Source organism: Siphonobacter aquaeclarae (assembly GCF_900103285.1).
Taxonomy (GTDB): domain Bacteria; phylum Bacteroidota; class Bacteroidia; order Cytophagales; family Spirosomataceae; genus Siphonobacter; species Siphonobacter aquaeclarae.
Genome location: NZ_FNGS01000005.1, coordinates 140,509 through 162,340, shown reverse-complemented (window position 1 = coordinate 162,340; position 21,832 = coordinate 140,509). Strand labels below are relative to the sequence as shown.

The window sequence follows — 21,832 nt, the reverse complement described above, 5'->3', positions numbered from 1 at the left end:
CGTCTTTTTTCTGGTTTCGTCAAAAACCGCGTTATGAAAATCCGAATCGTTTCCGGTAACCAGGTTCTCACGGGAGTTCTGTACGACAACCCCTCCGCGCCACCGGGCTCGTATTCCTTGGACGAATCGACGGCCCGCCCGTGACGCTTCCGGAAGGCACGGTGCGCATCCGGCAGGCCGAATAGCCCGCCGGCTAACGTATACGAAACAGCGTTAAAACAGACCGTACTGAGCATGCTTTCCGGTTCTCTTTCCTCCCATCGCTTGCCGGCCTATCGATAGGCCGGCAAGCCACTCCGGCCCACCCGACCACGCGGGCTTTTCCCCAATCTATATCTACTTGATTTTCAGAAGCTTTCCTAAATCGAAGCCGGAATAAGCAGTGTCTTTTTCAGGTTATTGTTTTTATTTAGTCTAAATTATTATTTCCTTTGTGGTCGATCTGACAGGGATTCCGGTATCGGAGCCTTGCCATGTCATTGAAGAGACCGGCTGTTGCAGCGGCCGCCTCGCCCCTGAAAAAGGGGATCGTCGTACCCAAAAAAGAACTCCATGAAGAGGTTGCTTCTGACAGGCTCCCTGTCAGCGCTGTGTCTGTGCGGCTATGCGCAGCAGAAACTTCCCGCTATCCTGTCGGGGCGGATAACGGCCGGGGAAAGCGAATCGCTCCCCGGTGCGACCATCGCGCTGAAGGGCCATCACCGCGGAACTACCAGTGCGGAAAACGGCCGGTATCGTCTCGAAAAAATCCCTGCCGGCACATATACCGTGCTTTTTTCACATGTCGGATACCGGACTGTTCAGCAGGCAATTCGCCTGAAAAACGGGGAAGAAGCCCGCCTTGATATCCGCCTGGAGCCGGTCTCCCGAGACCTTGACGCCGTTTCGGTAACCGGTCGGACCGAAACCCGGGAAGCCGCCCGCCAGGCATACAACATCACTGCGATTGACGCCAAGCCTCTTCACAACACAACGCAGGACCTCAATCAGGTACTCGGCAAATCGGCCGGTGTGCGTATCCGGGAGGACGGCGGCCTGGGCTCCTCTTTCAACTTCTCGCTCAACGGCTTCTCCGGAAACCAGGTCAAATTCTTTCTGGACGGTATTCCGATGGACAATTTCGGCTCATCGCTGACGCTGAATAACATACCGGTCAACCTCGCCGACCGCATCGAGGTGTACAAAGGCGTAACCCCGATCTGGCTGGGCGCCGATGCGCTGGGGGGCGCCGTCAACATCATCACCAATAAAAAGACCCGGAATTACCTCGACGTTTCCTATTCCTACGGCTCCTTCAATACCCATCGGACGGCGGTAACGGGCGCATATACCCATGCCAAAAGCGGTTTCACGGTGCTGGCAAACCTGTTTCAGAATTACTCTGACAACAACTACCGGGTACATACCGGGGTCACGGACCTGGTCACATCCGTCATAGGGCCGGAACAGCGGCTGCGCCGGTTTCACGACAACTACCGTTCGGAAACCATGCAGGCAGAGGCCGGATTTACCGGAAAGAAATTCGCGGATCGTCTCCTGATCGGTCTTGTGCTCTCCCAAAACCGGAAAGAAATACAGACAGCCGCACAGATGTCGAAAGTGTACGGAGGGTGGTATCAAACCAGTACGACGGTAATGCCAACTTTCAAGTACCAGAAAAAGGACCTGTTTCTGAAAGGCCTGGATCTCAATGCCTATGGCTCGTACAACCTCGGCCACACGCAAAATGTCGACACCCTGAACCGCGTCTATAACTGGGCCGGCGAATACAAGGACAACAGCCGGAACGAAGCCGGTCAGTACGTCCCCGGCGGCGAGAACAGCCGCAGCCTGTACCGTTTCCGGAATCATTCGGGCATTGCGACGGTCGGCGCGAATTATGCTCCGGGCGACCGGCAGTCGATCGGCCTCAACTATGTTTTCACCACCTTCGACCGGAAAGGAAGCGATGTCCTCCGCCCTCTGGAAGAATCCTACCAGCAGCCGCAGATACTCCGGAAACACGTCCTGGGCCTGGGCTACAAGCTGGATTACAATGATCGTTGGTCGACGTCCCTCTTTGTCAAACAATTCATAGTCCGCGGTGAAGCGACGCAGCGGGTGGACATCTACACGAATCCACGATGGGTACCGGTTTTCAATAATAAATCATCTACCGGCTTTGGCCTGGCTACTACTTACTTTATCGCTGATCCGCTTCAGTTGAAGTTTTCCTACGAAAAGACTTTCCGCCTCCCGGAAGGAGACGAGCTATTCGGAGACGGCATCAACCACGTGGCCAACCGCAACCTCCGTCCGGAAAAAAGCCACAATCTTAATTTGGGCGCGATGCTCAACCGGCGGTTCGGGCAGCGGCACAAACTAAGCGTGGAGGCTAACCTGATTTACCGGGAAGCCTCCGACTTCATCCGCGTGGATCTGGCGGACAACCGGACGCAGTCGGTCAACGTCCGCGGGGTCCGGAATACGGGCTTCGACGCGGATATCCGCTACTCCTTCCTCGATGGATTTACCGCCGGCGCAAACGCCACCTACCAGTACCTCATCAACACGACCAAATACGAAACCGAAACCAGCAAGGTTGTCAGTGCCATTTACAAAGACCAGATTCCGAACATTCCCTACCTCTTTGGAAACGCCAACCTTGGTTTCCAGACGAAAAAAGCGGGGCCGGAAGGCAGCCGCTTCGGGCTGACGTACCACGTCAACTACGTCGCGCCATACTACCTCAAGTGGCCGAGCCTGGGCTACCGTTCCGACAAAAACGAAATTCCGCAGCAGCTATCGCACGATCTCTCGGCGACCTATTCCCTCCGCAACGGACGGTACAACGTATCGGCTGAATGCCGCAACCTGACCGACGCCCGTCTCTACGACAACTTCCTTATGCAAAAACCTGGCCGGGCTTTCTACCTGAAAGTCAGGTATTTTATTCACAAACTCTAATTCATTTCTGCACATGAAAAAGGTACACGCCGTCCTCGCGGCGGCAATCGCCATGGGCTTTTCAGCCTGTAAAAGTGACTCCGACAAGGTAAACCCGGACGATCTGACCGACGGCAACAGCACCTATGTCCTGGCCCTCACCGCTGACGGGAGCGCCTCTGAATCAACCGATTACATACTTCAGACGAAAGACCTGATGACGGGCGTACTCTCACCCGTCGGCCAGGGTATTGAACAGAAAAGCTACCGCATGTATGAGCAAATCGGCAAAACCCTGCTCAGCATTACCTACCAGGGAACGAACGTCGTTCCGGGGTATACCCTCAACCAGGCCGGACTGCTGACGAAGAAAAACGGGGAGTTTTCCATTCTCCGCCTCCACGCCCGGAACCCGATCAACGACAGCCTGATGGTCGGGATGTACGTTCCCCGCGACGGCACCGCCGAAGCGACCGTCTACGAAATCAACGCTAATCAGATGAAAGTGACCCGGGAGGCCAAAGTCAACGTCTTCCAGGCAGCCGGAAACGGAAAGGAATGGGCGTATTTTAACGACGCGCGCGTCATCGGCAACAAGCTGTGGGCGCCGTTCTTCCAAATCAAAAATTCATCGTTTGAAACCGCCTATGCCGACACCGCCTATGTCGCCGTCTACTCCTATCCGGGGCTGAAACTGGAAAAGGTCCTCAAGGATGCACGCACCGGAGCGATCGGGGTATACGCCGGCAACGACGCGCTCAGCCTGACCGAAAACGGCGATATGTACACGTACTCGCCGACGGCCATTGCCTCGGGTTCTGCCCCGACGACGAAGCCTTCGGCCGTCATGCGGATCAAAAACGGTACCACGGAATTTGACAAAGACTACTTCTTCAACATCGAGCAGGTAACGGGCGGTTACAAAATCGCTTCCATGAAATACGTCGGCAGCGGCAAGGCCCTGGCGCAGATTTACAGCTTCAAGGACCATACGGCGGCAGACAAATGGACCACGCGCGACGTCCGCCTGGCAGTGCTCGATCTCAACGCCAAGACGGTGGCCTACGTCACCGACGTCCCCCTCCATACCGGCGGGATGAAGTACAGTTCAATCGTCGAAAACGGAAACGTCTACATCCAGATCAAAAACAACGACGGTGTCTTTATTTACAAAGTCGACATCGCAGCTGCCAAAGGAACGAAGGGCGCTCAGGTACAGGGAAAATCTGTTATGGGCTTCTTCAAAATGAGCAAGTAATTCGTGCTTAATGTTGCCTCAAACGGCCGGAGACTTTTCCCGGCCGTTTCTTTTTAGTCAGACAGCGCTCCGGCAAGTTTTCCTGCTTCCGCATGCGCGGGATCCAGTGCGAGGGCGCGGGCGGCGGCCCGGCGCGCTTCGGAGAGCCTCCCCGTTTCCTTCGCGGCGAGGGCTTTCAGGTACCAGAGTTGCGGCGATTCGGGGAATCGGGCAAGCGTTCGTTCCGCCAGTCCGAAGGCCTTTTCTGCCTGCCGGACATCGATCAGCATGTCGACGGCCAGGGTCCAGTCTGCAAGTGTGAACTTCTTTTCCGGGTACAGCCTTTCCAGCGTCGCGTCGTATATTCCATAAAAAGCGGGCAGGTTCTCTTTCCAGCGGGGTTCGGCCCGCAGCGCCTCCAGCACTAGTTTCCGGGCCGGAACCGGCTCCTGCAGCAACCAGTGTACTTTGGCGATACGGCCATAGAAACCATACCAGCCTTTCGTTTTCCGGGTTGCCTCGGCCAGGAAACCGCGGGCCCGGGCGGGATTGTCGTTCCGGGCTGCGAAGGCGGCACGGTTCGTCAGTACCCGCCCCTCGTAGTAGTCGAGCAGTCGGCGGAGATCTTCAAACGGATGCCGGGAGTGGTCAACGCGCAGGTCTATGTCTTCATACCATTCATGCCGGACGCCTTTCACGAGCAGCGCTGCTGATTGCTTTCCATTGATTTGTCCGCCGGCACGCTCGCCGGCCAGCAACGCGGCGAGCAGGCGGGTTGCGAGCGTACCGGTCGTGGTTTCAAAAGTCTCCGCCATCCGGTCGGTCACGCCCGGCGCCAGCTGATTACCCAGTACAGCAAAATGAAAACCGGTCCGATGGGTTGCCGTTCCCTTCCAGTAGCGCAGCGACTCACCGGTAAATGCAAAAACATTCCCATCGGCATCGACTCCGGCAAATTGCCGTTGATAGGAGAGCGTATCCTTCTTTCGGGTGAAGTCGAGGGCCTCTTCGATCGACCGGCCCTGTTCGAGCAGGCGAAATCCGTTGGCGGCATAAGCCGGTTCTGTTTCAGCGATCAGCGTAAACGCGCCGACACCCGGCCGGATATAGGCTGTGGAAGCGCCGACGGCGAGGTTGTTGGTCGCCACGGCGATCCCCCACTCTTCTGCCTGCGGATCAAAGGCCACAATGCTGAAGGTAGACTGGACATTCCGGTCGTGAAGCAGGCTCGGCAGGTTTTGCGCGTGCAGCGGCAGGGAGAGGCAAAGCAGGGCATAACGGAGTAGACGCATGTATCGGGGGATATCGTCCGGAAAGTAAAACCGGTATCCGGAGGCGGCAAAGCGATTTTACATGGCCGGACTCAATCCGGAAACGTCATCAGGGTGTGAACCCGCCACTGCGGACGCTTCTTCCAGACCAGGACGAAATGGGCAGTACCCCGGAAAGGCTCGCGGCTGCCGGGGCGGACGGAATAAGTCTGCCGGACCACGTGATACGCGGTCGTATCCCGTACCACCAGCGATTCGGTTTCCCATTGAATATCTGCCCGGAGGCTGTCTTTCCGGTGTCCGGCAACGACCGCCTGCATTACGCTGTCGAGTACGGTACGGCCATGCTGGAAAACGCCGTTGCCGGGATCGGCATAGGTGCCGTCGTCCGTAAATAATGCCGCAGACGTTTTCCAGTCGTATCGGTTCATCGCATCGGTATCGGCCCGGAGTGTGGAGTCAAGTATTGCGCGAACGGCGTCGGTTTCGGCTTTCGGCGACGCACACGCCGTCAGTAGAAAAAGAAGTATTAATTTTCGCATCGGTTTTGAGGTTCTTTTCGCAAGAAAGTGAAAATCGGCAAGTTTAATAGTTCTTCAAACCCGATGGGTATTAAACGGAAAAAGGAAAGCGTCAGTAACGCTTCCCTTTCCGGTTACGAATGTTTAACCTATCCAACGTTATGTAATATCGAAATACCGGCGGGCAAAGGCGAGCAGTTCGCCCATAGACCGGGTATTTGATTTTGTCATCATGTTTCGTTTGTGCGTAGCGATGGTGTGTCGGCTCAGGTGCATGATTCCGGCAATCTGTTCCGTATTTTTTCCTTCATATAAAAGAAAGAGTACTTCTATCTCCCTCGCGGTAAAATAACAGACGCCTTCGGTTTCAGCAGTATGAATAACAGCTTCTATGGATGGCGAGCAGATCAGGGCCTTTTCCCCGATCCGTTCCAGGCATTTTTTCAGATCTCCGAATGAATCCCGCTTGCTGATAATGGCATTTGCTTCGAGGCGTTGTACGCGGGAAATAACGCCGTAGTTCTCCGAGTTCATGCAGAAAATAATCGTCACAGCGGGGAAAATACGCCTGGTTTCTTCAACCAGATGAAACACATTGATTTTCCGGATCGACGCGCTGACAAAAAAATAGATTTCTTCCTTTTCTTCGTTCCGGAGGCGACCTGCTAACTCCCCGTCCGATAGCACAACTGACACATCGTCGAACATACCGAGGCGCAGCAGCGCGACACAAAAGGATTCTGAAAAAAGTCTCTGATCATCAAAGATGACAGCACGCTTAGGCGTTAATTTCACCATTCAATATAGCCATTTGGGGATAACAACTCACGGATATAAATACGCACAAAAGGCAAATTCATACCATAGGCGGAAGGAGTGATTCCCGGAAATTTGTTTCAGGTTAAGGTTTCAGTCAGGATACTATCACCGGTTAACTTTTTTGTTCCGTCAGTCGCTTCGGGTGGGCACTGATCTCTGTTTTCAATCACCGGTTACACAAACCTGACCAGCACTGTTTCACCTTCGTGCATCGCCATCAGGCAGCTTCGGCAGATTTATCACCCCGTCGCCCGGGACAACAAAGGACTAGCGGATCCTGTCACTTTTCTGCCGTGAATCTGCTGACATTTTCATTGCGCCAAACTCATCGTAAAACAGCGCCGGCCAGGAACGTCATAGACCGGAAGGCTCACCATTCCGACCGGTCGAATAGGTTGAAAATCACGCTCGCTATCGCGCGATTCATCAGCAAACAAACTCGTTTCGAAGCAAAAGTAAATGCTTCATTTTAATCAAAAAATACTTAAAACAGAGTATTTTTTTGTGTTGTTAACCGGTATTTCCATGTAGATACGGCAATAGGAATCACACATCAGGACTGGCAATTATTGGCACAATAATTCCACATCTGCTTTCTTCTGAAAAGCAAATTTTGTCAGAAATTTCAAGGGTTGAGAGCTACTGTGAGGTGTAGTATCGCGGACAACGCAATGTATCAGACCCAACGCATGGCCGTATTCCTTCTCCGGACGGCGACCGAACGCAGGAAACCAATTCCACTACCCGAACAGCCTGTATACTGTTCGACAGCGAAACAGCTGCAACACAATAAGTAGGAAGAACTAATTACTTAATCCTACAAACAATTACTCCTTCATTACAAAAGTATGACATAAACCTGCATGCAATGTTCGAAATTTTTAGCGAAACATTGTGCAATTTTTACTACAATAAGGTTAAAAAGTAATATGCAATACTTTCGTCAGCCTTCTGAAGCGGACGCGTGTATCCGGTCCGCAAACTCTCCCCTTACCTCCCGGAAAGCCCAGTCAGCCATGGCCTGGATGACGGGAATCAGCCCCCGGCCCGAAGACGTCAGGCGGTAGGTCACGAACGGCGGCACGACCGGCTTCGATTCGCGGAGGACGAGGTCGTCAACTTCCAGCTGCTTCAGGTGCTGTATCAGCATTTTTTCCGTAATCGCCGGAATGGCGCGGCGGAGTTCACTGTAGCGCTTGTCGCCCTGCGACAAATGATACAGAATAATAGGCTTCCAGTACCCCCCGATTTTCTCCATTACATAGGTAACCGGGCACTGTTCCAGCGCAAACTGCTTGTTCTGCTGGATGGTCGAACTTTCCTTGATCGCTGTCATAGGCACCTACTTTAGGGTAAGTACTTGTAAAAAAGTAAGTACCAAAGATACCTTTGCCGCGTCAAAATCGAAAGCAAAACCATGAAAATTACTCTCTCCGGTTCCCTCGGAAATATCGGAACCCACCTCGTCAAATCGCTCGTTTCTGCCGGACATACGGTTACCGTCATCACCAGCAATCCCGGTCGCCGGGCAGCGATTGAAGCGCTGGGCGCAACACCGGCGGTCGGCTCCGTGAGTGACGCCGCCTTTCTTGAAAGCGCCATCCGCGGCGCTGACGCACTCTTTGCCATGACCCCGCCAAACCTCGGCGGCGCCGATGTGCTGGCCAATACGGCCGCGGCCGGAAAAGCCTTTGCCGATGCGATCCGGGCAACCGGTATTACACGTGTCGTCATGCTCAGCAGCGTAGGCGCTGATCTTCCCTCCGGAAACGGTCCTATTGCCGGTCTTTACCCCATCGAAAAAGCGTATGCTGAACTGGATGGCGTAGCGGTAACCTTCCTCCGGGCGGGTTATTTCTACACCAATTTTTACAATGATATTCCGCTGATTCAGGGGCCCGGTATCATGGGCGGTAACTTCCCGGCCTCCCTCCCGCTGGCGCTGGTTCACCCGGCAGACATTGCCGCCGCTGCCGCAGAAGAGTTGCAGCATCCGGGAGACGGCAAGCACGTCCGCTACATCGTGAGCGACGTCCGCACGCCGCAGGAAATCGCTTCGGCCATCGGCGATGCGATCGGCAGGCCGGGACTGCCCTGGGTGGAGTTCAGCGACGAACAGTCTCTCCGGGGCATGATCCAGGCGGGAGTACCCGAAGAAATAGCAGGTCTTTATACCGAGATGGGCGTTGGCTTCCGCAGCGGCAGACTGCTGGCGCATTTTGAAGAAAGCGGTTCGCCGGTCGACGGAACCATCCGTCTCGAAACCTTCGCGAAGGAGTTTTCCGCACGTTTCTGACACCTGTAAAAAAAGGAGCAGCCCTCTTCGGTTGGACGGGGCTGCTCCTTTTGCGCTTCCGGGTGCTTACCCGGAGCCATACGGCCTTTCCTATTGCCGCTCTGACGAGAATTTACTGACCAGAATACCCACCAGCACCACCGTATAAAACTGCCCGGCAATACCGATAAAGGAAGTGATCAGTTTGGTCTCGTGTGAAGCCGGCGTAATATCTCCGAAACCGATGCTGGTAAACGTAATGGAACAGAAATAGACCAGATCGGTGAAGATTGCAGCAGGGCTCGTTGTATCAATACCCTTAAACGAAGCCGGGGAGCGGTACTGGCAAAACTGAAGCAGAAAAACAGACAGCTCAATCAGGAGCAGGTAACCGCACGCCGCGGCTGAAAGAATATCTGTATTGATGTATCCGGGCCGGATCAGAAACCGCAGCACATCTCCGAAAATGAACGCGAAGTAAACGACATAGTTGACATTCAGGAGCGTAAAATACCAGGGTACATCCCGGAAAAAAGGAATCCCGACCGGCAGCAGCAGAATCAGGACAAAATGAAGGTTCCGGATCCGATGCCGCCAGGCATGCCTGCCCGAAAACAAACCAATGGTTCCGGCGCCCAGAATCAGCATATTCAGCGGCCAGATAACCCGGGTGTAGAAATCCAGATCTGTCAGAAAAATTCCCACGAACAAATGCTGGCACAGCGCCAGCAGCAGGATTTCGTATTTCCGTTTGGCGAAAAAGGCCAGGCTCATGGAAATTCTCCTATCGAAAAAACGCCGGAGCGGGCAAATTCCCCTCCGGCGTGCGTTTGTCAGCGTGTCGTATACCCGCCGTTGGCGAAGATCGTCTGGCCGGTAATCCACCAACCATCCGATACCAGAAACTGCACCAGCGGCGCGATGTCGCGGATATCCGTCAGGCCACCGAGTGCCGATGCCGACTTGTGGTAAGCCACGGCATCCTCGCTTTCCTGTCCGTAGAAAAACGGCGTATCCATCGGGCCGGGCGCTACTGCCGTCACCGAAATACCCCGGCCGCCGAATTCCTTCGCTGCCGCACGGGTAAAGTGTTCTACCGGCGCTTTTCCGCCTTCGTACGTCGAATAATACCCGGTAAAGGCGGCGAGCAGAGAGGTCACGATCGTACAGATTTTGCCGTTATCGTTGAGCTGTTTTCCGGCTTCCTGAATGAAGAAGTAGGCGACTTTTGAATTGATGTCAAACATCGAATCATACTCCTCTTCTGTCGTGTCAACATAAGGCTTTTTCAGGACCTTGCCCACGGTATTGATCGCGATGTCGATCCCGCCGAAACGGGCTTTAGTTTCCTCAAAGAAACGGGTAATCTGCCGTACATCGGTCAGATCCGCTTGAAAGAGAAACGCTTCCCCGCCACGGGCTTCAATCGCCGCTTTGGTCGCTTCCGCATCGGCTCGCGTGGCTTCGCTGTTGTAGTGAATGGCAATTTTCGCGCCCTGCGCGGCGAGGTTCCGGCTGAGCAATCCTCCGAGGTTCTTGGCACCTCCGGCAATGAGTACGACCTTGTTCTGAATCGTGTGTTGTGACATGGCTGGAATACACATTAGTTACGTCACAAAAGTGGAAGACAGAACCCGTCGCAGCGTGGTGAACTTTTCGGAAGTTTTCGCTAGACAGAAAGAAGTACGCCGGTACTTTCCGCCCGGAACTGCCCAGGTGTTTTACCTACGTATTTCCGGAAAAACTTGGAAAAGTTGGAAGGATCATAGCTCAGCAGCCGGGCGATTTCGGCGGCCGGAAGATCGGAATCCTGCAACAGCTCTTTCGACCGCTCAATGATCTTCTGTACGTAGAAATGACACGGATGTTCGCCGCGTGTTTCTTTGACGACGGCGATGAGGTGCTTGTGCGACACACACAGCGTATCGGCTATCTGATTGAGTTCCAGCATTTCCGATACCCGCTGCGCGAGGAGGTCGTCCAGGTGCCGGTCTACCAGCGCGAGGTAATCGCGGGTAAGTTGTTCTTTTCGGGAAACTTGCATATGTCAGGTGGATAATACCCAAACATACATAATTTTTGGTATAGATCCGGCAGGTGCTCCGCACCGGCTCCTTCGTACAATTGCGGGGAGAATCGACTGCTTCGCATTTTCCGCGGCAGTCGCTACCAACGAACGGAATAACGTATCTTCCGGTCCATGCAGCCGACCGATCATCTCCCGACCCTGGCAATCACCGCGTTTCAGTCTGAGACGCAACCCGATTGTCTTTTTTCCTTTCATGAGCTGAGCGGGAGCCGGCACTTCGACAAACCCCACAAACACGATTTCTTTCTTTTCCTGCTGGTGGAAAACGGGTCGGGAACGCATACCATTGACTTTACGGACCATACTACCGCTCCGGGGCAACTGCATCTGCTTTTTCCCGGGCAGGTCCATACCTGGGCATTCGGGGAAGACCTCGTTGCCTGGCAGCTGATGATCCGCCGGGAAGCGTTCGAAACACTCGACCTGCCGGTGATTCCCTACCGCCGGCATCCGGTTTTCGGGCTCTCTCCTGAAACGTTTGCCCTGCTTCGTGCCGAGCTGATGGCGGTTCGGGAAGAGTTGCTCCGCCAGCCCGTTTCCTCCGAAATCGTGCTGCTCCGGTGCCGGTTGATCGCGCGGCTGATCGGGCGGGAAGCGGAGCAGCGGTTCGAAGAGCTGTCTGTTTACCGGATGACGCCGGTATTGCTCCGGTATCAGTCGCTGGTAGACAGCCGTTTCCGCGAGGAAAAGACCGTCGCTTTCTACGCGGAACAACTCGGCCTGACCGCCAACTACCTCACTATACTCTGCCGGAAGTACCTGGGCGTCACGGCGCTATCGGTTATCCGCAGCCGCATCGTCTTGGAGGCCCGACGCCTGCTTCAGACAACCGACCTCTCCGTGAAGGAAATCACCTTTGCTCTCGGATTTGAAGACGCCGCCAATTTCTCCCACTTTTTCAAGAGCCAGACCGGCCTTACCCCGCGGGAATTCCGGGAACAGTAAGGATTTTTACCAAAGGAGGAATAAAATACACCGGAAAGCCGCCTTGCCGCCGGATTACCTTTGTCAAAAATTCCGATACGATGTTTGCTGAATCGCTTTCACGCAAAGACTTTATCCGACAATCGTCAATTCTGCTGGCCGGTACCACCGGCTTCCGGCTCGAAGAAAAGTCTGCCGACATGCCCTTCCGCCTGAAAAACGTGCGCCTGGAAACAGGCTTCGTCACCGAAGACGGTGACATCACCGCCACCCGCACCGAGCTGGCGACGCTCGAGCTCCGGGATGGAAAAATAACCGCCATTCTCCCGAACGATCCTTCCGGAAAAGGCCACGACGCCAAAGGCGCCCTTGCCCTGCCCGCCTTCCGGGACATGCACATTCACCTGGATAAAACCTATTACGGCGACCAGTGGAAAGCCCGTTCGGCCAAAAACCGTTCCCTCCGCGACATGATCGCGTTTGAGCAGCGGAACCTGCCCGAATTGCTGAAAAACTCGACGTTCAAAGCCGAAAAACTGATCGAACTCCTGCAATCAAAAGGTTCGACGTTTGCGCGGAGTCACGTCAATATCGAGCCTACCTCAGGCCTTCGTTCCCTCGATCACCTCGAAAAAGCGCTCGAAAACAAAAAGGATACCTTTTCGGCCGAACTGGTGGCGTTTCCACAGCATGGCTTGTACTACACCGACTCTGCCGGCCTGATGAAGGAAGCCGCCGCCCGGAAAAGCATCGGGTTTATCGGCGGACTCGATCCGTTTGCGATCGACGGCAGCGTCGAAAAACCGCTTGATTTTGTCGTACAGCTCGCCCTCGATCACGGCAAAGGCATTGATATTCACCTGCATGAAGGCGGAGAATCCGGCATCCGGACCGTCGAATACCTCATCCGGAAAGTAGAAGAAAACCCGGCACTGAAGGGCAAGACCTACCTCAGCCACTGCTTTGTGCTCGGTCGGCTGGAAAAACCGAAACTGGAGGAAATCGCGCAGAAACTGGCTGCCGCCGGCGTAGGCGTCATATCGACGATTCCCTTCGGGGGACTCATCATGCCGGTTCCCGCACTACAACGCCACGGCGTGGAGGTATGGACCGGAAACGATAGTATTGTGGACCATTGGAATACCTTCGGCTCGGGCAGCGTCCTGCAGAAATGCAACCTCATGGCCCAGTTGTATGGCTATTCCACCGAGTTCGACCTGTCCCGCAGCCTGAAAATAGCGACCGGAGGTATCCTTCCGCTCGACGACAAAGGCAACCGCCAGTGGCCGAAGGCCGGTGACCGCGCCGATATCGCACTCGTAAACGCGACGTGCTCTGCCGAAGCCGTCTCCCGGATTTCACCGGTCAAATCGGTCCTGCACAAGGGCAAGCTGATCTTCTGATTCTTTCTGTGTATTCTGTGCTTTCTGTGAGAACATAATTTTCTTTTTCTCACATAAAGCACAGAATGCACAGAAAATCAGGTCAGTGTGTTCCGCCGCCCAGCGCGCGGTAGAGGCTGATAATTGCCTGCCATTGCTGGAGGCGGTCGCCCGTCCGGCTTAGTTGCGCCGCCAGCAATTGCTGCTCCGACAGCAACACATCTGTATAGTTGGTTGCGGAGCTATACCGGAGCAGCTCCTTGTTGAACTCCACCGCCCTGGACAGCGCGGTCAGTTGCTGCTCTCTCCCCGCATACTTTTCTTTCGCCGATTCGAGTGCGTACAGCGCATCGGATACTTCGTTTCCCGCTGTCCGGAGTACCTGCGTAAACTGCCACCAGGCTTCCTGCCGGCGGGCGGTTACTACGGCGAGCCGCGCCCTGTTCTCGCCCCGTTTGAATACGGGCTGCGTCAATCCGCCCAATACGTTGGCAAATAGTCCTCCCGAAGTAAACCACTGTGCAAAATCGAAGCTCGAAAATCCGCCGCCGGCGGTCAGCGTGAGGGAGGGGTAAAAGGCCGTCCGGGCGACATTGGTCAGTTCAAACGCATTCCGGAAACTCAGCTCCGCTACCTGAACATCCGGCCGGTTTTGCAGCAGCTGCGCCGGAAGGCCGGCCGATAGTCCCTCCGGCATCGCCTGCTCTTTCAAACTACCGCGAACGACGGGCCCCGCCGGCTGGGCCAGTAACAGACACAGCGCATTTTCCGCTTCCCGTACCTGGCGCTTCAGGTCCGGCAATGCGACCACCGCCGCCGCATATCCGGCCTCACTCTGCGCAACATCCGCGCCGGTTACCTGGCCCGAAGCCATGAGGTCTTTCATACTCCCGACGTCTTTCGCACGGTTTTCGATGGTTTTTTCGAGAATTTCCCGCTGGCTGTCCAGCGCCAGTAACTGGTAATACAACCCGGCAATATCAGCGACGAGCCGACTCTGCACCGCCTGCCGCGCCGCCGCGGTACCCAGCCAGGCTGCGAGCGCCGCCCGCCGGTTGCTGCGTAGTTTCCCCCAGATATCTGCTTCCCAGGCCATGCTGAGGCCCGCGTCGTACTGCGTCGCACTCGTCACAAGCCCGAAACCCTGCGGAAAGGCCAGTCGTGATTGTTTCAGCGACAGGGAGGAATTGACTTCCGGGAAAAAAGCCAGCCGGGTCTGGCGGGCGGTAGCCGACGCCGCCTGCATGCGTTCCACCGCGATTTTCATGTCCGGATTTTCACGAATACCTTGGTCAATGTACCGTTGCAGCAGGGTATCGGTGAAGAAACTTCGCCACGGCCGGGTTGCCAGGCTCAGGGCATCTGTGGTATCGGCGGAGACTGCGCGATAGGACGCGGTCGCGTCCGGACGACGGTACGGTTCGGTAACCTTGCAGGATACTATCGCCCATCCGGCTACAGCTATCCAGAAAAATGTATGTTTCATTCGTTGATTTCGTTCGAATACTCCTGTGTTTTGGCTACTATACCGGTCCCGCTTACCCGCTCGTGGAGCGCCTGAAACACAACAAACAGCGCCGGAATTACCAGCAGGCCAAAAACGGTACCGACGAGCATACCGCCAACCGCGGCCGTGCCGATCGACCGGTTACTCAGCGCTCCTACGCCCGACGCCAGCATCAGCGGAAGCAGGCCGAAAATGAAGGCAAACGACGTCATCAGAATCGGCCGGAAGCGCGCCACAGCACCGGCAATCGCTGCCCGGACGAGGCCCAGACCACTGCGGCGGCGTTGCAGCGAAAACTCGACGACGAGGATCGCGTTTTTCGCCAGCAATCCGATCAGCATCACCAGGCTGATCTGCAGGAAGATATTATTGTCCAACCCTGCCACACGGGCAAACAGGAAAGCACCCACCAGCCCGATCGGAAGCGACAGCAGCACCGACAGCGGCAGTACATAACTGCGGTACTGCGCACTGAGGAGGAAGTACACAAAGAGGAGGCACAGCCCGAAAATGACCCAGGTTTGCCCGCCGCTGTTGATTTCCTCGCGCGTCAGGGCACTGAACTCAAAGCTTGTTCCCCGCGGCAGGGTTTCGGCGGCTACTTCGCGGATGGCGCGGATCGCGTCGCCGGAACTGTACCCGCCGGCGGGAGCACCGGTTACCGCGGCCGATGTAAACAGGTTAAACCGGTTGATAAACTCCGGTCCGCTGGTCCGGTGCAGACTGAGAAAGGCAGAGACCGGCGCCATTTCACCTTTGTCGTTACGGACGTAGATCCGGTTCAGATCGGCCTCCTCTGCCCGGAAACCCGGTTCTGATTGCAGGAGTACCTTGTATTGTTTGCCGAATCGGTTGAAGTCGGATGCGTAGATACCGCCGAGAAAGCCCTGCATCGTGCTGAGTAAACCGTTGACGTCTATCCCGGCCTGCTTGCACTTCGGCACATCCACCCGGATCTCGTATTGCGGCAGGTTGGTATGGTAGGGCGTCGCAGCATACTGTATTTCAGGACGTTTACCGAGGCTTTCGGTGAATTTGGCGACCGTCGCCCCGAAACCCCGGTAACTACCGCCGGTTTTGTCCTGCAGCTGTACCTCAAAGCCGCTGCTGTTGCCAAAACCCTGCAGCGTCGGCGCGGCGAAAAAGATGATCTTCGCTCCCTGAATGGTTGATGTCAGTTGAAAGAGCCGTCCGACCAGGCTGTTAATATCCTGCCCGGGCCCGGTACGCTCCTTCCAGGGTTTCAGGGCGATGAACATCGCGCCGTATGAACCGCCGGTCCCGCTGATGAGGTTCATACCCACCAGCCGCGAGGTAACAGCTACTTCCGGCATCGCCCGGGCGAGGCTGTCGACCTGATCGGCTACCCGGGCCGTTTGTTCCAGCGTCGACGCCGGCGGCAGGATGATATCTCCGTAGATAGCGCCGGAATCCTCGTTGGGAACAAACCCGGTTGGCGTTGTCCGGAGGAAATACACCAGCAATCCTGAAAAAACGACCAGCATACCGAAGGCCAGCCATTTCCGCGCGATCAGGTTTCGCACAATATCCACGTACCGGCGCGTCAGCACTTCGAAGCCGGCATTGAATGCGGCGAAAAAACGGGCTTTCCATCCGGTGGCGGCGTGGCTTTCGTCGTGAGGCCTGAGCAAAAGCGCGCACAGGGCAGGACTGAGCGTCAGGGCATTAACAGCAGAGAGGAGAATCGCCACGGCGAGCGTCAATCCGAATTGCTGGTAAAATACGCCTGCCGAACCGGTCAGAAACGTCACAGGCACAAATACCGCCGACATGACCAGGGTGATGGAGACAATCGCCGTGCTGATTTCGCTCATGGCATGAAGCGTAGCCTTGCGTGCCGAGCGGGCGCCCTGATCGAGCTTGGCGTGGACGGCTTCGACAACCACGATCGCATCATCCACGACAATACCAATCGCCAGCACCAGCGCAAACAGCGTCAGCAGGTTCAGCGTAAAGCCGAATAGTTTGAGGAAGAAAAACGTCCCGACGATGGCAACGGGCACGGCGATGGCTGGAATGAGCGTCGACCGGAAGTCCTGCAAAAACAAAAATACTACTACAAAAACGAGCAGGAAGGCTTCGAAAAGCGTCTGGATCAGCTTGGCAATGGAAGCGTCGAGAAAGCTGTTGACGTTGATGAACGTCGCGATCTTTACACCCGGCGGGAAATCGGCTTTTGCGCGTTCGAATATCTCTTCCACCTTTCCCACTACTTCGTGCGCATTCGACCCGGCCGTCTGGCTGATGGCTCCGCCGGAAGACGGGTACCCCTGAGCGGTCAGGTCCGAGGCATAGTTGAAGGCCCCGAGCTCCACGCGGGCGATGTCCCGGAGGCGGAGCAACCGCCCGTCGCTTTTGGCGCGGAGGACAATATCCTCGAACTGCGTCGGCTTTTCGAGCCGGCCGGTATACTTGAGTACATATTGAAAGGTCTTGCGGCTGTTTTCTCCCAGCTTGCCCGGGGACGCTTCGATGTTCTGTTCGGCAAGCGCCGCGACGACGTCGTCGGGTACCAGTCCGTGAGAAGCCATCGCATCCGGCCGGAGCCAGATCCGCATGGAATAGGCCTGGTCGCTCCATACCTGCACGTCCCCTACTCCGGGTATCCGCTTCAGCTCCGGCAACAAATTGATCCGCAAGTAGTTATCTAAAAAATTCTCGTCAAACGCCGGATTTTCACTGTACAGCAGGAAGCCGAATACCTCGCTGTTCAGCTTTTTCGTGGTGGTAATACCGGTGCGGACGACTTCGGCAGGCATCAACCCCGTCGCCTTCGCTACCCGGTTTTGTACGTTGACCGCCGCCAGATCGGGGTCGGTTCCCTGCTCAAAATTGACGGTAATCAGCGCCGTTCCGTCATTGCTGGCCTTGGAGGTCATGTAGGTCATGTGCTCTACCCCGTTGATCTGTTCTTCGAGGGGAATAATGACGCTTTTCATGACTACTTCTGCGTTGGCGCCCTGATACGCGGCCGTTACTTCGACCGTCGGCGGAGCGATTTCCGGGTACTGCGAGACAGGCAGCGTGGCCAGGCCCAATATCCCGAGAATCACAAGGATGACGGAAATGACCGTCGCCAGTACCGGGTTATCGACAAATTTCTGAATCATGGCTTTGGATGCATTTGGGCAGAGTAGTCCCGGGCGCCGGGTTAAGCCGGCGCCGGCCTCAGCGGCCCTTTGAAAAGGATTAGCGGGTTGTCTTAGGCTGGATTTTGTCGCCGTCACGCAGGTTTCCCAACCCGCCGGAGACAATCCGCTCGCCGGCTGTCAAGCCGCTGCTGACCAGGAAGGTATCCCCTGCGGGCAGTTCTTCCACCGAGATACTGCGGGCATGCACTACGCCGGAAGAATCAACGGAAAACACGAATTTTTTACCCTGAAGCTCGAAGGTCGCTCCGGCAGGAACAGCGAGCACATCTTTAACGGAGTACACTATACGCACCGTCGCCGTACTCCCCGAACGGACACGCCCGGCCGGATTCCGGAATGCCGCCCGAAGGCTCATGGTACCGGTACCGGTATCGACCTGACCGCCGGTGGTCTCGACGCGACCGGTCTCGGAATACTCCTTTCCATCAGCCAGTACCAGGCGCACCGGCGGCAGGCGGCTGGCGTCGGTTGTCAGTTCCAGAAATTGCTTTTCGGTGAATGAAAACCATGCATACACCGTGGAGATGTCAGATACGACGGTCAGCGGTTCGCCGGCGCTGCCGACGAGGCTGCCGGTTTTGTAGGGCAGGCGCCCGATGACGCCGTCAGACGGGCTGGTAATCCGCGCATACCCCAGGTTGACGCGGGCATTGCGCAGAGCGGCACGCGCCTGATCCAGGTCTGCCTCCTTTGCTGCCAGGGCCTGGCGGGCCGTTTCGCCTTCAAACTCGCTGATAATACCCCGGGCTACCAGGGGTTCGGTCTTGCGCAGCTGGATACGCGCCGTACCGACGGCCGCTTCGGCACTTTTGACGGCCGCTTCGGCCCGGATCGCTTCCTGCTCGTAGGTCGGCGCATGAAGCCGGAACAGGAGTTGCCCCTTGCGGACGACGGCGCCTTCGTCGACATACATCCCGGCGATGTACCCTTCAATACGGGGCCGCACCTCGACGTTGCGGAAGCCCTGGATAGTCGCCGGATATTCAATGGTCCGGCGACTGTCTGCCAGTGTCACCGTCAGTACCGGATAGGTCGGTATATCTGTCGTCGTGGCAGGTGAAGGAGGCACGCAGCCCGACAGCAGCGAAGCTGCCACGGCCGGTAACAGGTAATGTGTTTTCATAGAATCAGCTGGCTTTTACGGGAAAAATGGTTCTGGTTCCGGGTAGGTATTTCCGGCTCTGCAGTTGGATATCCCGGGCAAAGTAAATACCTTCGCTCTATTAAACCAAATAAACACTTTGTTTATTATGAATATTTCTGACAACGAGCGGGCATTATGGGTATTGAAGTCAAAAGGTCCGCAGCCTCTGGCGGTACTGGCGACCGAAATGGGCGTTACCACAGAAGGAGCACGTTTTCAGCTGCTGCGCCTCGCAGGCGAAGGGTTAGTAGAGGCCCGGAGTGAAGCGAAGGGACGCGGGCGTCCGCAGCAGATCTGGTCGTTGACTACTGCCGGGCATGCCCGTTTTCCTGATTCGCACGCCGATCTGACGGTACGCCTCATCCAGAAAACCCGCGAGCTGTTCGGGGAAGAAGGGTTGCAGGCGCTGATTGACGCGTCGGCGCTCGACGCCCGTCAGAAATACCAGGCAGCCATGGCCGGACAGGCCACGCTGGAGGATCGCGTACGGACGTTGTCCGGCCTGCGCGACCGGGAGGGGTACATGGCGCGGGTTGAAGCCGATGGTGCAGATTTCCTCCTCATTGAAGATCACTGCCCGATTTGTGCGGCGGCAACGGCCTGCCAGAATTTCTGTAAAGCGGAGCTATCGGTTTTCAGGGAAGCTCTCGGCTCCGATGCAGAGGTCAGCCGGGTAGATCACCTGCTCAGCGGCGGGCGGCGCTGCGCTTACCGGGTATCCCCGAAGCAGTGACATATCCTTATTTCTGACAATTTTATCTTTGAATACTTTTATCTACTGCGTTTCCCTGCATTGGATTGCAAAAAGAGAAAATTTGACTGTTCAAAGAAGGTTAATGTATTGACAATCAAATTATTGAAATTTTTTAATAATTACCTGTCTCTATCCCGGAAATACTCATATCCGGTTTTTTCGTTTCCCGGAAACGTCCTACCTTTGTGACGTCGGTTTACCGTATCCCCATACGGCTGCACCGCCTTCGGACGAACACGTTTTCATCAACCAACAAGCCATCGTGTTTGGTCCGATCGGGTCTCTGTCTTTTTCGGCCCGCTTTTAAGAACGCGCTTATACTGCGCATTCCGTCAATCCTATCGTTTTTATTGATCACGCTGCTTCGGTTGTACAACCGGACTGGCACTAACATCAGGATGAGGATGCAAGAGATACTCACCGGCGAACCTGCCCTGTTCAGGTCGCCTGCACATACAAGGGCCAGTGTGGTCCACCTCGGTACCGATTACCCTGCCACCCGATATACGCATCGGAAACCCGGCGAAACATCGGTTTGGGGCGCTGTCGGCGCTTCGGTTTCAAACGAAGATACCCTCACTACCTCGCCTGAGGTACAGGTAGTTACGGTTTCTCTGGAGGACGGCCCGTTCTCCGACCTCCGGGTAGCGCGCTACCTCCTTGAGGCACTGCGCGAACGCCGGCATACCGGCGCAGGACCCTTCACGGTCATTTCCCGTGATGCCGTATCCCGCAACGGTGACGCCGTGCGCAACGTAGTTCTCGCGGTTGCCGGCGAGGAAGATCCGGACCTCGCGGCCTGGATCGCCGGAACGGTTACCTTTCCGAATACACTATCTTTACGTATAAATAAGTCCGTTAACTACCTGTTACACGGACCCGATGGAGCTCCCGGGTACCCGGATGCCTATACCATCGTGGAAGACCGTTTTAGTGCCGGCCATCCCGATTGGGAAGGGGTTTTGTTTGTGGACGACATTGCGCCCTACGAAGACCTGTTGCACCGGTTTGAAACCACAGCCCGTTTCATGCTCGGATTTCCTGCCTTCCTGGCCGGGTACCGGACAGCGGGCGAAGCGCTCTCCCACCTGTTTTTCCGGCAGTACCTGCAGGATTTTCTGGATACCGATCTGGCGCCGCTGACGGAAGTACCTGCCGGAGCGGCCTCGGAGGCATTCCGGGAGCGCGTATTCGGTCAGCTGATGGCAGATATAGGAGAAGAAGAGATTCATACCTGGCTGACGGCGGCGCCCGATACCATCGTCCGTACAATTCCGGATATGTCGGCCCGTGACGGAGATTTCCGGCGCGTCGCATTCCTCCTTGCCTGTTATGGCCATTACCTGGCCGGGCAGGTGCGGCTCGGGGCGCTCGACAGCGAAGCATTCCCGGAAGAAGACATTCTCCGGATTCAGGACGAAAACCAGCTGGCCTTTCTGCGGATTACGCCGCTTGCTGCGCTGGAAGATACGCCCCTGCTGGCGGCCCTCATCCGGCAGTACCGGAAGCAGCTGGATGTACAGGGCGTCATGCCGACGCTGGCTGCGCTGCTCTGAAGCCGGCTTTCCTTTTGACACTAAAAAGCCATCCCGGAAACCAGGATGGCTTTTCTTCCACCGCTGCAGGCCTGACAGAATGCAGCGGATCACTACTGTCGGGTGCGCGCTGCGTATCCGATAGTGCTTTTTCGTTTCGGGGAGATAATCATTCCTGCCCAATGGCGGGAAGATGGCTTGTTTGGTTTGGTCCGGTCAGCGACGGGGATCAGCCGCATTTTTTAAAGTCGCCCTCTTCTTCGCAAACGCGGCAGA

Annotated in this window: 17 protein-coding genes; 7 read left to right on the top strand and 10 right to left on the bottom strand. The window is 55.9% G+C overall.

The genetic code is table 11. From position 1 onward, the window contains the following. Positions 1-552: 552 nt before the first annotated feature. Together BLR09_RS13940 and BLR09_RS13935 are read left to right on the top strand one after the other, a co-directional pair. The gene (locus BLR09_RS13940) at positions 553-2,946 is read left to right on the top strand and encodes a TonB-dependent receptor (RefSeq protein WP_093203251.1); all 2,394 of its coding nucleotides are present in this window, start codon (positions 553-555) and stop codon (positions 2,944-2,946) included. 13 nt (positions 2,947-2,959) lie between these two features. Continuing rightward, positions 2,960-4,183 (top strand): DUF4374 domain-containing protein, encoded by a 1,224-nt coding sequence (locus BLR09_RS13935; protein ID WP_093203249.1) that lies wholly within the window; start codon positions 2,960-2,962, stop codon positions 4,181-4,183. 53 nt (positions 4,184-4,236) lie between these two features. On the opposite strand, the gene BLR09_RS13930 is transcribed toward BLR09_RS13935, so the two are convergent. The 4 genes from BLR09_RS13930 to BLR09_RS13915 form a co-directional block, all read right to left on the bottom strand. Next, the gene (locus tag BLR09_RS13930; protein ID WP_093203246.1) at positions 4,237-5,454 is read right to left on the bottom strand and encodes a DUF1028 domain-containing protein; all 1,218 of its coding nucleotides are present in this window, start codon (positions 5,452-5,454) and stop codon (positions 4,237-4,239) included. 71 nt (positions 5,455-5,525) lie between these two features. Then, the gene (locus BLR09_RS13925) at positions 5,526-5,975 is read right to left on the bottom strand and encodes a YybH family protein (protein WP_093203244.1); all 450 of its coding nucleotides are present in this window, start codon (positions 5,973-5,975) and stop codon (positions 5,526-5,528) included. A gap of 138 nt (positions 5,976-6,113) precedes the next feature. Next, positions 6,114-6,749, bottom strand: a complete 636-nt coding sequence (locus BLR09_RS13920) for a response regulator transcription factor (protein ID WP_218126659.1) — start codon at positions 6,747-6,749, stop codon at positions 6,114-6,116. Positions 6,750-7,716: 967 nt separating this feature from the next. After that, positions 7,717-8,109 carry a winged helix-turn-helix transcriptional regulator gene (locus BLR09_RS13915; RefSeq protein WP_093203238.1) on the bottom strand — a complete coding sequence of 131 codons (393 nt, stop codon included), beginning with the start codon at positions 8,107-8,109 and terminating at the stop codon, positions 7,717-7,719. A gap of 81 nt (positions 8,110-8,190) precedes the next feature. On the opposite strand from BLR09_RS13915, the gene BLR09_RS13910 reads away from it, so the two are divergent. Further along, positions 8,191-9,069, top strand: coding sequence for an NmrA family NAD(P)-binding protein (locus BLR09_RS13910; RefSeq protein ID WP_093203236.1), 879 nt, complete (start codon positions 8,191-8,193; stop codon positions 9,067-9,069). Positions 9,070-9,159: 90 nt separating this feature from the next. On the opposite strand, the gene BLR09_RS13905 is transcribed toward BLR09_RS13910, so the two are convergent. From BLR09_RS13905 to BLR09_RS13895, 3 genes are all read right to left on the bottom strand, one after another. Continuing rightward, positions 9,160-9,822: a potassium channel family protein gene (locus BLR09_RS13905; RefSeq protein ID WP_093203233.1), complete on the bottom strand. Its 663-nt coding sequence runs from the start codon at positions 9,820-9,822 to the stop codon at positions 9,160-9,162. 59 nt (positions 9,823-9,881) lie between these two features. Next, the gene (locus BLR09_RS13900) at positions 9,882-10,637 is read right to left on the bottom strand and encodes an SDR family oxidoreductase (RefSeq protein ID WP_093203231.1); all 756 of its coding nucleotides are present in this window, start codon (positions 10,635-10,637) and stop codon (positions 9,882-9,884) included. Between the two features lie 80 nt (positions 10,638-10,717). Continuing rightward, entirely contained in the window at positions 10,718-11,092 is a 375-nt protein-coding gene (locus BLR09_RS13895; RefSeq protein ID WP_093203228.1) for a helix-turn-helix domain-containing protein, read from the bottom strand. Between the two features lie 156 nt (positions 11,093-11,248). Here BLR09_RS13895 and BLR09_RS13890 point away from each other — a divergent pair, with 156 nt between their 5' ends. Together BLR09_RS13890 and BLR09_RS13885 are read left to right on the top strand one after the other, a co-directional pair. Then, positions 11,249-12,082, top strand: coding sequence for a helix-turn-helix domain-containing protein (locus tag BLR09_RS13890; protein WP_093203225.1), 834 nt, complete (start codon positions 11,249-11,251; stop codon positions 12,080-12,082). A gap of 80 nt (positions 12,083-12,162) precedes the next feature. Continuing rightward, positions 12,163-13,464 carry an amidohydrolase gene (locus BLR09_RS13885; RefSeq protein ID WP_093203223.1) on the top strand — a complete coding sequence of 434 codons (1,302 nt, stop codon included), beginning with the start codon at positions 12,163-12,165 and terminating at the stop codon, positions 13,462-13,464. Between the two features lie 82 nt (positions 13,465-13,546). Here the strand turns inward: BLR09_RS13885 and BLR09_RS13880 are convergent, their stop codons facing one another. The 3 genes from BLR09_RS13880 to BLR09_RS13870 form a co-directional block, all read right to left on the bottom strand. Beyond that, positions 13,547-14,929, bottom strand: a complete 1,383-nt coding sequence (locus tag BLR09_RS13880; RefSeq protein WP_093203220.1) for an efflux transporter outer membrane subunit — start codon at positions 14,927-14,929, stop codon at positions 13,547-13,549. Next, on the bottom strand, positions 14,926-18,081 hold the full coding sequence (locus BLR09_RS13875) for an efflux RND transporter permease subunit (RefSeq protein WP_093203216.1): 3,156 nt from the start codon (positions 18,079-18,081) through the stop codon (positions 14,926-14,928). Before BLR09_RS13875 ends, BLR09_RS13880 begins: the two co-directional genes overlap by 4 nt. 79 nt (positions 18,082-18,160) lie before the next feature. Further along, positions 18,161-19,246, bottom strand: coding sequence for an efflux RND transporter periplasmic adaptor subunit (locus tag BLR09_RS13870; RefSeq protein ID WP_093203214.1), 1,086 nt, complete (start codon positions 19,244-19,246; stop codon positions 18,161-18,163). A 127-nt stretch (positions 19,247-19,373) separates the two neighbouring features. Here BLR09_RS13870 and BLR09_RS13865 point away from each other — a divergent pair, with 127 nt between their 5' ends. Beyond that, on the top strand, positions 19,374-20,000 hold the full coding sequence (locus BLR09_RS13865) for a helix-turn-helix transcriptional regulator (protein WP_093203211.1): 627 nt from the start codon (positions 19,374-19,376) through the stop codon (positions 19,998-20,000). Between the two features lie 425 nt (positions 20,001-20,425). Beyond that, positions 20,426-21,577 carry a mannitol dehydrogenase family protein gene (locus BLR09_RS13860; RefSeq protein WP_176785547.1) on the top strand — a complete coding sequence of 384 codons (1,152 nt, stop codon included), beginning with the start codon at positions 20,426-20,428 and terminating at the stop codon, positions 21,575-21,577. Positions 21,578-21,832 lie beyond the last annotated feature (255 nt).